Below are 12,247 nucleotides of genomic sequence, written 5' to 3'. Positions count from 1 at the left end.
TTCGCGCCTCCAGTCAGCTGCGGCGCAAGCTATTGTGGACGTACGACGGCGGCGGTAACCTGACGCTAAGACGGCGGCTTGGGTGCGCCAACCGGGCTGTTCCCGGTCGCGGGATGAGTCATTGCCATGCCGGTCACAACCTTGGACCTCGGACGCTCGGCGTTCACCGAACATCGCTGGAGCGATGCCTTGGAATGTCTCTCCCGGGCGGACACCGAAGGCGGCCTGCCTCCCCAGGACATCGAACTCGTAGCCTCTGTGGCCATGCTCCTGGGCAAGGAGGCCGAGGGCGAAACTTACCTGACACGCGCCCACGATGAATACGTGACCATGGGTGATATGGCTGGAGCGGCCCGCTGTGCAGCGTGGCTGGTCCTGTACCTCATGAACCTTGGCGAGCCTGCACGGGGTTCTGGTTGGATGGTGCGGGCACAGCATCTGGTGGAGGGGATGGATGACCCTACCGAGGCTGAAGGCTACCTCCTGATCCCCTCAGCCTTAAGGGCTATGTACGGGGGAGATCCGGAAGCCAGCAACGAGCTCTTCGGCCGGGCTTTGGCTGTGGGACAACGGTTCCATGACCGAGACCTGACCGCGTTGGGTCAGTTGGGCCTGGGGACTTCCCGCATCACCTTGGGGTTCCGGGACGAAGGCCTCGGATTCCTGGACGAAGTGATGGTCTCGGTGACCGCAGGGGAGGTATCGCCTATTCCGTCGGGCATCATCTACTGTGCGGTCATTGGAACTTGCCGCCTGACTTTGGACGTGCAGCGGGCCCACGAATGGACGGCCGCGCTGGCCCGGTGGTGTGGGCAGCAGCCGGACATGGTGATGTTCAGTGGGCAGTGCCAGTCGCACCGGGCGGAGTTGTTCATGTTGCACGGCGCTTGGGAAGACGCGATGACCGCCCTCCGAATCGCTCAGGACCGTTCCACCCACGGTGATCCTGAAGCGATGTGGGGCGCTTGGTACCTTCAAGGCGAGCTGTTCCGCCTGACCGGCCGTGACGATGAAGCCATGGACGCATATGCCAAGGCCGCCGAAACCGGGTTCGAAGCCTTGCCGGGGCTGGCGCTCCTCCTTGCCGGGCGCCACAAGGGACCACAGGCGCAGGCGATGCTCCGCCGTGCCCTGTCCGGCTCCGACCCGGCCAACCGCCGTCGACTCCTGCCTGCCGCTGTCGAGGTGGAACTTGCTGCAGGTGACGTCAAGGCGGCACGGGCCGCCGCCGATGAGTTCGTGGCGTCGGTTGGCGATGACAGACCCTTGGAGCAGGCTCTTGCTGCCCAGTCAGAAGCCACTGTTCTGCTCGCTGAGGGAAACGCGAACGCCTGCCTGGTTGAGGCGAGGAAAGGATGGCGGCTTTGGTACAGCCTGGAGGCTCCTTATGGCGCCGCCCAATGCAGGGTGTTGGCAGGGCAGGCATGCTCGGAACTTGGCGATACCGGTTCAGCCGCCATGGAATTCGAAGCCGCACAGGCCGAATTCGCGGATCTCGGGGCGACGCCGGACGTCAGCCGGATCCTGGAACTCCTCGGTGAAAAGGGTCAAAGTGCCTCTCCGCTGACCAGCCGTGAACTCGAGGTGCTGCGGCTGGTTGCCGGCGGGCAGGCGAACCGGACCATAGCCCGGGACCTCTACCTCAGTGAGAAGACCGTGGCCAGGCACGTGAGCAACATCCTGTCAAAACTCGGCGTCCCCTCGCGGGCAGCCGCAACCGGCTACGCCTTTGAGCACGGCCTGATCCGCTGACCGGCCCGTCAAACAGTATTGGTGCGCAGAAATACCCATGCCCCGTTGGAGGGAATGGGTCATTATCCCGACGCGGCCGGATGCGCTGGGCTCATAGTTTGGCCTTATGAACATTCCACTGCTTGCAGGCACCGTATCCACTGTGCTCTTCGCAGCCAGCATGCTGCCGATGTTGCTCAAGGCCGCGCATACCAAAGACCTGGCGTCGTACAGCCTGGGAAACATTGCCCTGACCAACGTCGCCAACGCCGTGCACTCGTTCTATGTCTTTGACCTTCCGGCGGGACCCGTGTGGCTGTTGCACACGTTCTACGTGGTGGCATCGGCATTGATGCTCGTGTGGTGCTTGCGGTACCGGAAGGCGCCTGCCGTGGAACAGGAAGAAAGGAAAGAACCATGGAATCGAATCAGCACCACGGGCTTGACACCGTGATCGTCGGAGGCGGCCAGGCGGGGCTAGCGCTGGGGTATTGGCTCGCCCGGGAAGGCAGGGACTTCGTCATCCTGGACCAGAACCAGAGGCCAGGGGATGCCTGGCGGCAGCGGTGGGACTCGCTCCACCTCTTTACCCCGGCCAAATACGATGGCCTTCCCGGTGCGCCTTTTCCTGGGGATCGGCTTGCTTTCCCGTCCAAGGATGAACTGGCCGACTATCTGGAGGACTATGTTCGACGTTTCGACCTTCCGTTCGTCCCTGACGTGGCGGTGGACCGGATCGACAGTGATGGCAGCGGCTTCCTCATCAGCTCCGGTGAACGGGGCTGGCACGCCCGCAATGTGGTGATTGCCACAGGCGCCCAGCGCGAGCCCAGGATTCCGGCGTTCGCTGCCGATGTGGACCCGGCGATAGTCCAGCTTCACTCGGAGGACTATGAGAACCCGGCACAGTTGCCTCCTGGCACGGTGTTGGTTGTTGGGCTGGGGAATTCCGGGGCTGAGATCGCGCTGGAGACAAGCCGTTCGCATCCAACCAAGGTCGCGGGCAAACCCAGCGGCGAGATGCCCATGCGGCATGGCCGGGCGGCGGCACGTTTTGCCTTGCCTGTGGTGCGTTTCCTGGGCATGTACGTGCTCAATCTCAATACCCCGATCGGCAGGAAAGCTGCACCAGGTTTCAAAGCCATGGCTGCACCCCTCATCCGAACCAAGAGCAAGGACTTGCAAGTCGCCGGAGTGGAACTGGTCGCCAGGGTGGCAGGGGTGGCCGGCGGGAAACCGGTGCTGGAGGACGGAAGGATCGTGGACGCGGGCAGCATCCTCTGGTGCACCGGCTACCACGAGGACTATTCGTGGATCCACTTGCCCGTCTTCGGAGATGATGGGGAACCGCGGCAGACCAGGGGAGTGGCCGATGGTGTCCCGGGCGTGTTCTTCATCGGCCAGGAGTTCCTGTTTGCGGCGGCCTCGGCAACGCTGCCCGGAGTAGGCAGGGACGCCCGTTATCTGGCCCGGCGGTTGGCAGGGGAGCGCCGTCCGGAACGAGGCCTTCGCCCGGCCGGGGACAACGGTTTGCCGATGAGCCGATAGAAAACCAACACAACAGCCGCCGCTCCAACGATGCCCACGAGGTTGAGCAGCAGCTGCATCGCCGAACCGGCCGCTTTGCTGTATTCGCCCAGGACCAAAGCCACGGCGACGTACCCGGCGGCCGGCACGGTGGTTACGAAGATGAAGACCCCCACCAATGCCGAGGACCGGTGGCTGATCATGGACAGCATCCCGGCGGCACCCGCCAGTGCGGCAGCCGCCACTTCCGTTCCACCAATCCCACAGCTAACGCAGCAAGGGGCCCGAACTCGGGACCAACCACCATGGCGCCCACAATTGCGATCGTGGAATCGGTCACAATGCTTATGGCAGCCAATTGCGTGGCGATGACCAGGAACGCCAGGTAGCTCCACGTCAGTTTGGAGTCTTCGCCTGTCTGGCGTGAAAATTCATCCCAAATGACGGAGTCAGCGGATTCGCCAGGCGCCAGGGCTTCGGCTTGGTCCGCACGGTCCGAGAGGACCAGGTCCGGCGAGGAGATGGCGATCGATCCACGCCCGGGAACCTTGAGCCGATGGAGCTTTCCGATCAATTCCTCCGCGGATTCACGGGCAATTTGGACGGTCAGGACATCGCCGCGGGGGACAACAGAGTCACCTTTGTGGAGTGCTACCTCAGCCGTCCCGGTTTGATCGGAGCAGCATTGAAGCACAGCCTTGGACAACTCCGCCGGGACGCAAAGGCGCAGTTGCACGATCATTGGTTTCCTTCCCTGGGCTACGGCTCCAACGTAGTTCCCTAACGGCCGGACCGGGGTCCTTCCGGCACAGGTCATACACAGGTCCGGCTGGCAAGATACAGAGGTGAACCTGAGCCAATGAAGGCTCCGGAGCCGGTCTGAAACACCCCCGGAATGGGGTCGGGTGCGTAAAACCGCGTATTATTGATGCTTTGTGCCACAGCTTTGAGGAACCGCCTAACGTGACTACGCCAACGATCCCAGCCCCTGCCCGCCCCGGTAGGCGGGCTTCGGGCCCCGTTGGTAAGTCCAAGTTCCGCCCCGAAATCCAAGGTCTCAGGTCCCTCGCCGTCCTCATGGTGGTCAGCTACCACATCTGGATAGGCAGGGTTTCCGGAGGTGTGGATGTCTTCCTCCTCATCTCGGCATTCCTGATGACCCTGCAGTTCACTGGCCGCTATAAACAGGGCCGGTCCGTGGACCTCCTGCGGCACTGGTTGCACCTGTTCAGGCGGCTGCTGCCCGCCGTCGTCGTGGTTCTTCTCGGCACCCTGGCGGCGACGTTTACCTTGCTGCCGGCCACCCGATGGGTGGAAGTCGTCCAGCAAGCGTGGGCAGCGCTGTTCTACTACGAGAACTGGCTGCTGCAGCAGCTCGCCGTGGACTACTACGCCACCGACCACAGCCTGGCCAGCCCCCTCCAGCATTTCTGGTCCTTGTCCATCCAGGGCCAGATTTTCATCATCTGGCCCGTGATCTTCGTGGCCGTTGCGCTTCTTTGCCGACGCTTTGCCCTCCGGTACCGTGCGACGCTGGTATACGTCTTCGCGATCATTTTCCTGGTCTCGTTCGTGTACTCCATCATCTTCACGGCCACCAACCAGGCCGTGGCTTACTTCGATACGTTTGCCCGGCTGTGGGAATTCGCCCTGGGCACGCTGTTGGCCCTGGTCCTGCCCGGACTGGATTTCTCCAAACCCGTACGCGTTGTCATGGGGTGGGTGGGCGTGATCGCCATGCTCACCTGTGGCATCGTCCTGCAGGTCCAGACAGCCTTCCCGGGTTTCGTGGCGCTGTGGCCCACACTGGCGGCCGTAGCCGTCATCGCGGCCGGACAAACCGGCAGCCGTTTCGGTGTGGACCGGATACTGAGCTCAAAGTTCCTTGTCCGCTTGGGTGACAACTCATACGCCCTCTACCTCTGGCACTGGCCCGTCCTGGTCATCGCCCTGGCCTGGAGCGGCAAAGAGCACGCTGGTTGGCTCTCCGGCACGGTCATCGTGGCAGTGTCCCTGCTGCTGGCGTTCCTCACCACCAAGTACATCGAGAAGCCCTTCCGCCAGTGGAAGTGGCCCGAACTGAAGCGTCGCCGCTCCATCATCGCAATCGCGGCCTGCCTGGCGGTCGCCACCGCGCCGCTCTTCGGCTTCCAGTTCAAGCAGTACCTTGACCAACAGGCCGCAGCCAGGCAAGCCTTCAACGACAATCCCGGCGCCCATGCGCTGCTCCCCGGATATGTGGACCAGGTCAGTGAAGGCGCCAAGACTCTTCCCACTGCCGAGCAGCTTCCCGAGGACTGGGCGCATCTGTCGGGATCCTGCGAGGGCGAATCCAGGCCTGACGAAAAGATTCTGCAGGACAATTGCCAGCAGAACGACGTCGGCGATGACGCGGCCAAGAGCATCGTTGTGTTGGGCGATTCCCATTCCCAGCAGTGGCTGGCGGCGCTCGGCCCCCTTGCGGAGGCTGAGCATTGGAAGGTTACGGCCCTCCTGCTGGGCGGCTGCCACTTCATGCCGGACAACCCGGACGCTGAGGATAAATGTAATGACTTCAACGCGGCCGCCTTCAAGTACGTGGCTGCCAAGACGCCGGACGCGGTGTTCACGGTCGGGACCCAGGCATCCCCATCATCCCCGGATGAGGAGTTGGTTTACGGCTTTGAGCAGACAGTGACCAATTTCAACGACCTCGGCATCCAAGTGGTCGCCATGCGCGACAACCCCAGGTACGACTACAACGTCACCGATTGTGCCTTGTCCAAGGGCGTTGACAGCCCCGATTGCCGGTCCAACGAGTCTGATGTCCTCGCATCCCAAAGCCCGTTCGCGGCCGTTGAAGGCACGTTTGGCAATGCCGCGTTCCTGGACATGACGGACCTCCTCTGCGATGGCGTCCAATGCCCGAGTGTCATCGGAAACGTGTTCGTCTACCTGGACGACAATCATCTGTCCAGCAAGTACGTGTCCAGCATGGGTGAGATGTTTGATGAGAGGTGGTTTGCCGCTACGGGGTGGCAACAATGATGAGGTCACACGGCACCGCGACAGTTACCGCAACACCGGACAAACAACGTTCGACGCCGGAGCGCGGCTTCCGTCCGGAAGTCCAGGGCCTGCGCGCCCTGGCCGTGCTGATGGTGGCCGCCTACCATATCTGGCTTGGCCGCGTGTCTGGCGGAGTGGATGTCTTCCTGCTCATCTCCGCCTTCCTGCTGACGTTGTCGTTCACCCGGAAGCTTGAAGCCGGTTCACCATTGAAGTTGCTGCGGCATTGGCTCCACGTGTTCAAGCGGCTCCTGCCCGCCGTCGTCGTGGTTTTGCTCGGAGTCCTGGCCGCCACCTGGGCGTTCATCCCGCAGAGCAGGTGGCCGGATGTCCTGGCCGAAGCCTGGGCCTCGCTGTTCTACCGCCAGAACTGGCAGCTCGCGGAGAACGCCGTGGATTACTACGCGCAGGATCATTCAGGTGCCAGCCCGCTCCAGCATTTTTGGTCGTTGTCCGTCCAGGGCCAGGTGTTTGTGCTCTGGCCCTTGGTCTTCGCTGCCGTTGCGCTCTTGCAGCCCCAACTGGCCAAGCTCCTTCCGCAGGGGCGGGCTTTGAGCCACCGCAGCCTCTTGTTCTGCGCTTTTGGTGCGGTGTTCGTGGCATCGCTGGTGTATTCCATCGACCAAACGGCCAACAACCAGGAGTTCGCCTACTTCGATACCCGTGCCCGGCTTTGGGAGTTCGCCTTGGGTTCCTTGCTGGCGCTTGGATTGCCCTACCTCAAACCAGGGCGCCGGCTTCGCGTGTTCCTTGGCTGGGCCGGAATCGCCGCGATGCTCGCCTGCGGCCTGGTGCTGACCGTGGACCGTTCGTTCCCGGGATTCATCGCGCTCTGGCCCACGCTTGCCGCGGCCGCGGTCATCGTCGCCGGGCAAAGCGACAGCCGTTTTGGTGCTGACCGTTTCCTAAGCTCCCGGCCCCTGGTCTTGGTGGGAAACAACTCCTACGCCCTTTACCTTTGGCACTGGCCGGTCCTGGTGTTCTTCCTCCTGGTCACCGGAACCACCACTCCGGGCCTGTTGCAGGGACTGGGAATCATGGCGGTGTCCATGCTCCTTGCGATCGGCACCACAAGGTTCGTGGAGGAACCCATGCGCCGCTGGAAGTGGCCGGACGTGCGATCCTGGCGTGCCGCCGTCGTGATTGGCGCCTGTGGTGCGCTGCTGGCGATGCCCGTGACGGTCTGGCAGGGAGCCATCGCCGCTGAGGACGCCGCAATCGCGGGCCAGCCCAAGGAACTCACGCCAGGTGCCGCAGCACTGTCACCCGAATTCGTGGGGCAACCGAGCCCGGAAGCCATGATCATTCCGGCTCCGGCGGCTATGAAGGACGAATGGGCGGACATTGACGGCCTGTGCACCGGGGACAACGTGCCCAGTGATCCCTTGCTTCAGGGGTGCCTGCAGAACGATGTACCCGAGGTGGTTACCAAGAAGATCGTGGTGCTGGGGGATTCGCATGCCCAGCAGTACATGGCGGCGCTCGGACCCATCGCCAAGCAGCACGGTTGGGAAGTGGTGACGCTCCTGAAGGGCAGCTGCCGCTTCGGTGCTGAATCGTCGGAACGTACCGACGAGTGCAATGAGTTCAACAAGGCAAGCGCCAATTACGTGATGGAACACAAGCCTGACGCCGTGTTTACCGTGGCGTCACTGACCCATGTCGATGCGCCGTTCGAGACCGAGGTGCCCGGTTACCTGGACGGCATCAAGCCGTTCACGGATGCGGGAATCGACGTTGTGGGTGTCCGCGACAATCCGCGGTTCAACATCAACATGCCCGAGTGCGTGCAGAAGAAGGGCCCGGACTCGCCCGATTGCAATGCGCCCCTGGAAGAATCGCTGGCGGCGTCATCGCCGTTGGATGATTACGTCGGCAAGATCAACAGGCTGCATCTGATGGACATGAGCGACTTCATCTGCGAACAAGGCACGTGTCCGGCGGTGGTTGGCAATGTGTACGTCTACAAGGACGACAACCACCTCACCAAGACCTACGTGCAAAGCATGATCCCGATGTTCGAGGAACGCCTCCTGGCGGCCACCGGCTGGTCCAGCAGCTGATTTTTCGTGCCTTTTCGTTCCATAGGGGTCCAAAAGTATACGACGGCGGCCTGCCGCCAGTGCTGTTGCTCACACTGCGCCGATACGGAATATGGCGATCGCCGCTGAGGTTCTACTATTTATTCAACACTTATGCACAGGCCAGTCCCGTAATGACGGGCTGGTCATCAGTTGCAACCCCTACCAGTTAAGCCCCCAAAACCAAGGTAAGAGGCGCACACTCATGACCCAGCCCGAACACAATCCCTTTGGCCTGATCGGCCTGACCTACGACGACGTCCTGCTGCTCCCGGGACACACCGATGTGATCCCGTCCGAAGCCGACACCTCTTCCCGGATCTCCAAGCGCATCAGCGTGCAGACGCCCTTGCTCTCCGCTGCGATGGACACCGTGACCGAATCACGCATGGCCATCGCCATGGCCCGGCAGGGCGGCCTGGGCGTGGTTCACCGCAACCTCGCCATCGATGACCAGGCGGAGCACGTTGACCGCGTCAAGCGCAGCGAGTCCGGCATGATCACCAACCCGCTGACCATCGGTCCGGAAGCCACGCTCCAGGAACTGGACGAGCTCTGCTCCCGCTACCGCGTGTCGGGCCTGCCTGTCGTGGACACCGATGGACGCCTCCTGGGCATCGTAACCAACCGCGACACCCGCTTCATTCCGGAATCGGACTTCCCGTTCCGCAGTGTCAGCGACACCATGACCAAAATGCCGCTCATCACCGGGCACGTGGGCATCAGCCGCGAGGAAGCCTCGCACAAGCTGGCCACCAACAAGATCGAGAAGCTTCCGCTCGTGGACGAACAGGGCCGCTTGAAGGGCCTCATCACCACCAAGGACTTCACCAAGGCGGAGCAGTACCCCCTTGCCACCAAGGACGATGAAGGCCGCCTCCGCGTGGGTGCAGCCATCGGCTTCTTCGGTGACGGCTGGGAGCGTGCCATGAAGCTCATCGACGCCGGCGTGGACGCGCTGTTCGTGGACACCGCCAACGGCCACTCCCAGGGTGTCCTGGACATGATCCGCCGCCTCAAGTCCGATCCCGTTGCCGCGCATGTGGACGTCATCGGTGGCCAGGCCGCCACCCGCGAAGGTGCCCAGGCGCTGATCGACGCCGGCGCCGACGGCATCAAGGTGGGCGTTGGCCCCGGATCCATCTGCACCACCCGCGTTGTTGCCGGTGTGGGTGTTCCGCAGATCACCGCCATCTACGAATCCGCCAAGGCAGCCATCCCGGCCGGCGTTCCGCTGATCGCCGACGGCGGCCTGCAGTACTCGGGCGATATCGGCAAGGCGCTGGTCGCCGGAGCCGACACCGTGATGCTCGGATCCCTGCTGGCCGGTTGCGAGGAGTCCCCTGGAGACCTCATCTTCGTCAACGGCAAGCAGTTCAAGAGCTACCGCGGAATGGGCTCACTGGGTGCCATGCAGTCCCGTGGCAAGAACACTTCCTACTCCAAGGACCGTTACTTCCAGGCTGACGTCTCCGGGGATGACAAGCTCATTCCGGAAGGCATCGAGGGCCGCGTTGCCTTCCGTGGCCCGCTGGCATCGGTTGCCTACCAGCTGGTCGGCGGACTGCGCCAGACCATGTTCTACACGGGTGCACCCACCATCCCCGAGCTCAAGGCCCGCGGCAAGTTCGTCCGCATCACGCCGGCCGGTTTGAAGGAATCGCACCCGCACGATATCCAAATGACAGTGGAAGCCCCCAACTACGGCTCCCGCTAAGCAACTCCTGTTCCCCGCGGATTCCCGCGGGGAACAGCTGTTTAACACCCGGGCTGACTATGGGGCGGGATGCCAGCCCACAGGAATAGGCTGGGCACATGTCAGAGAAGCCCGCGCAACCGCGGCACCCGGAATCGATCCGGCTGAACCCGGTCCAACCGGGCAAGGCACCGCCCCGCAAGCTGGCCTTGCGGCCGTACGCACGCGCCGTCGGGCAGGTCCTGAAGGTGAGCTTCAAGGCCTCGCCGGTGGCGGTCATCATGAAGGTCCTCGGCTCGGTGATCTCCGCGACCCTGCCGTTGATCACCACGTTCTTCGCAGCGTTGACCACCACGGCCCTGGCGGCCGGCTACGCAGGGGACCCCGACGCCGGTCCGCGGGCCGTTCTGTACGTCGTCATCACCGCCGCGCTGGGCTTGTTCTGGGGCGCCTTCAGCAGTGTGGACCGCTACATCCAACAGTTGATGAGCTTCAAAGTGGGCGCCATCGTGGGCGACCTGATGTACCAGCGTTTCCTTGCCCTGGAGTTCTGGCGCTACGACGACAAAGAAACAGTGGACCTCTACGACCGCGCCAAGCGCTTCTCGGACTCCTATGCGCGGGTCCTGGACCGGATCGCGGCCATCTTTACCCAGTTGGTCTCCGTGATTCTTGCCATCGGCGCGTTGTTGTTGGTGAGCTGGTGGATTGCAGTGATCGTGCTGGTTGCGATCGTTCCAAGCGTGTACCTCCAGTTCAAACTCTCGCGTGAACAGATCGCCCACTGGAACACCCAAGTGGATTCCCGGCGGCAACGGCGGATGATCGAGCAAAACCTTCTTCGGCCCCAGCACATCGCCGAGATGCGCCTGTATGGCATCGTCGGGTATCTCATGGATCTTCGCTCCCGGCTTCGGGATGCGGATGAACGCAGGCGGCTCGACTTCCAAAAGCGCTATATCCCCAAGCAGTTGGCCGCCGATTCCCTGCAATACGGCGCCGAAGTCGTGTCACTGATTTGGGTGGTTGGACAGATCATTGCCCGTGCGCAGCCCGTAGGGCAGTTCCTGTACGTTCAGCAGATCGTCAGCCGGGCCCTATCCACGGCGAACAACCTGGTGAGCTCGCTCAGTTCCATTGACGAGGACCTCGCCAACCTGAAGGATTACGAACTTTTCATGGCGCTGCCGATTCCCAGCGGTCACGAGGAACCCTTGGCGGCATCGCCCACAACAGTGGAACTGCAGGACATACGCTTCAGCTACACGGGCAGCGATATTGAGGTCATCAAGGGTATCTCGATGACCATCAGGGCCGGGCAGCACATCGCCATCGTGGGGGAGAACGGCGCCGGTAAATCCACCTTGATCCGGATACTGGCTGGCTTGTACCGGCCCGATTCCGGGCGGGTACTGCTGGACGGCCGGGACCTGGCCGGGATCGACGTGACCAGCTGGCACAGGCGCTTGGCAGTCCTGAGCCAGGAATTCCTGAAGTACGAGTTCGCCACGGCGGCCGAGAACATCTACCTCGGCGACGTCGACCTGCCCCGGGACGACCACCGGATCCGCAGGGCAGCTTCGGATGCCGAGGCCATGGAGTTCATCAACAAGCTGCCCAACGGCCTGGAGAACCACGTCAGCAACTGGATGGAGGATCCACGCGGACGGAAAGGAAGCGGGCTCTCCGGTGGCCAGTGGCAGCGGTTGGCCATGGCACGCAACTTCTACCGTGACGCGTCCTTCATGGTGATGGACGAGCCAACGTCTGCGATCGACGCGTTGGCCGAACACCGCATTTTTACCAGGCTCTTTGCCGACCGCAGCAGCACCATCATCGCCATCAGCCACCGCCTGGCCACCATTGAGAAGGCGGACATCGTCTACATGCTTGAAGACGGGCGGATCGCGGAGCAGGGGACCCACAAGGAACTGGTAGCCATACGGGGCCGGTACTTCCGGATGTTCGAGTCCCAGCTATCGGTGGATGAGATCAGCCGCAACAGTCCTGACGCCCGGTAGCGTCCCTGGGCCTAGATGTACTCAGCCAGCAGGTTGGTTACATCTGCTGATGGGTGGTCGTCCTCCGAGTGCTGAGTGAGTGCGTCGGTGGTTGTAGAAGTCTAGCCAGCCGGTGAGGGCTTGTGCGCGGTGGTTGTTGGAGT

General features: G+C 62.7%; 10 protein-coding genes. 7 read left to right on the top strand and 3 right to left on the bottom strand.

The window, feature by feature from the left end; genetic code table 11:
- Nucleotides 1–126 precede the first annotated feature (126 nt).
- The 3 genes from PJL15_RS08015 to PJL15_RS08005 all read left to right on the top strand — a co-directional run bounded on the left by PJL15_RS08015 (nt 127) and on the right by PJL15_RS08005 (nt 3,279).
- Complete coding sequence (locus PJL15_RS08015) at nt 127–1,752, top strand: response regulator transcription factor (RefSeq protein WP_281450653.1); 1,626 nt, start codon at nt 127–129, stop codon at nt 1,750–1,752.
- Nucleotides 1,753–1,858: 106 nt separating this feature from the next.
- Entirely contained in the window at nt 1,859–2,185 is a 327-nt protein-coding gene (locus tag PJL15_RS08010) for a hypothetical protein (protein ID WP_281450652.1), read from the top strand.
- Nucleotides 2,149–3,279 (top strand): flavin-containing monooxygenase, encoded by a 1,131-nt coding sequence (locus PJL15_RS08005; RefSeq protein ID WP_281450651.1) that lies wholly within the window; start codon nt 2,149–2,151, stop codon nt 3,277–3,279. Before PJL15_RS08010 ends, PJL15_RS08005 begins: the two co-directional genes overlap by 37 nt.
- On the opposite strand, the gene PJL15_RS22630 is transcribed toward PJL15_RS08005, so the two are convergent.
- Nucleotides 3,192–3,503 carry a DUF389 domain-containing protein gene (locus PJL15_RS22630; protein ID WP_348651480.1) on the bottom strand — a complete coding sequence of 104 codons (312 nt, stop codon included), beginning with the start codon at nt 3,501–3,503 and terminating at the stop codon, nt 3,192–3,194. The genes PJL15_RS08005 and PJL15_RS22630 overlap by 88 nt on opposite strands.
- Nucleotides 3,458–4,000, bottom strand: a complete 543-nt coding sequence (locus tag PJL15_RS08000; protein WP_348651479.1) for a hypothetical protein — start codon at nt 3,998–4,000, stop codon at nt 3,458–3,460. The genes PJL15_RS22630 and PJL15_RS08000 overlap by 46 nt, the downstream gene beginning before the upstream one ends.
- A 221-nt stretch (nt 4,001–4,221) precedes the next feature.
- Here PJL15_RS08000 and PJL15_RS07995 point away from each other — a divergent pair, with 221 nt between their 5' ends.
- The 4 genes from PJL15_RS07995 to PJL15_RS07980 all read left to right on the top strand — a co-directional run bounded on the left by PJL15_RS07995 (nt 4,222) and on the right by PJL15_RS07980 (nt 12,104).
- Nucleotides 4,222–6,285, top strand: coding sequence for an acyltransferase family protein (locus tag PJL15_RS07995; RefSeq protein ID WP_281450650.1), 2,064 nt, complete (start codon nt 4,222–4,224; stop codon nt 6,283–6,285).
- Nucleotides 6,285–8,369, top strand: a complete 2,085-nt coding sequence (locus PJL15_RS07990) for an acyltransferase family protein (protein WP_281450770.1) — start codon at nt 6,285–6,287, stop codon at nt 8,367–8,369. The genes PJL15_RS07995 and PJL15_RS07990 overlap by 1 nt, the downstream gene beginning before the upstream one ends.
- A gap of 223 nt (nt 8,370–8,592) precedes the next feature.
- Nucleotides 8,593–10,104 (top strand): IMP dehydrogenase, encoded by a 1,512-nt coding sequence (guaB, locus tag PJL15_RS07985; RefSeq protein WP_281450649.1) that lies wholly within the window; start codon nt 8,593–8,595, stop codon nt 10,102–10,104.
- Nucleotides 10,105–10,202: 98 nt separating this feature from the next.
- The gene (locus PJL15_RS07980; RefSeq protein WP_281450648.1) at nt 10,203–12,104 is read left to right on the top strand and encodes an ABC transporter ATP-binding protein; all 1,902 of its coding nucleotides are present in this window, start codon (nt 10,203–10,205) and stop codon (nt 12,102–12,104) included.
- Nucleotides 12,105–12,125: 21 nt separating this feature from the next.
- On the opposite strand, the gene PJL15_RS07975 is transcribed toward PJL15_RS07980, so the two are convergent.
- The coding region (locus tag PJL15_RS07975) for an integrase core domain-containing protein (RefSeq protein ID WP_281450021.1) at nt 12,126–12,247 on the bottom strand (122 nt) is incomplete at its 5' end.

The sequence above is a fragment of the Paenarthrobacter nitroguajacolicus genome (assembly GCF_029952445.1).
In the GTDB taxonomy this organism is placed as follows: domain Bacteria; phylum Actinomycetota; class Actinomycetes; order Actinomycetales; family Micrococcaceae; genus Arthrobacter; species Arthrobacter nitroguajacolicus_B.
Note: the sequence above shows the minus strand (reverse complement) of the source record. Positions and strands in the feature narration are given on the sequence as shown.

Bases quoted from the DNA above. Each gene is read 5' to 3' on its own strand.
- PJL15_RS08005 (WP_281450651.1), top strand. From the start codon at position 2,149: ATGGAATCGAATCAGCACCACGGGCTTGACACCGTGATCGTCGGAGGC.
- PJL15_RS08015 (WP_281450653.1), top strand. From the start codon at position 127: ATGCCGGTCACAACCTTGGACCTCGGACGCTCGGCGTTCACCGAACAT.
- PJL15_RS07980 (WP_281450648.1), top strand. From the start codon at position 10,203: ATGTCAGAGAAGCCCGCGCAACCGCGGCACCCGGAATCGATCCGGCTG.
- guaB (WP_281450649.1), top strand. From the start codon at position 8,593: ATGACCCAGCCCGAACACAATCCCTTTGGCCTGATCGGCCTGACCTAC.
- PJL15_RS07990 (WP_281450770.1), top strand. From the start codon at position 6,285: ATGAGGTCACACGGCACCGCGACAGTTACCGCAACACCGGACAAACAA.
- PJL15_RS08000 (WP_348651479.1), bottom strand. From the start codon at position 4,000: ATGATCGTGCAACTGCGCCTTTGCGTCCCGGCGGAGTTGTCCAAGGCT.
- PJL15_RS08010 (WP_281450652.1), top strand. From the start codon at position 1,859: ATGAACATTCCACTGCTTGCAGGCACCGTATCCACTGTGCTCTTCGCA.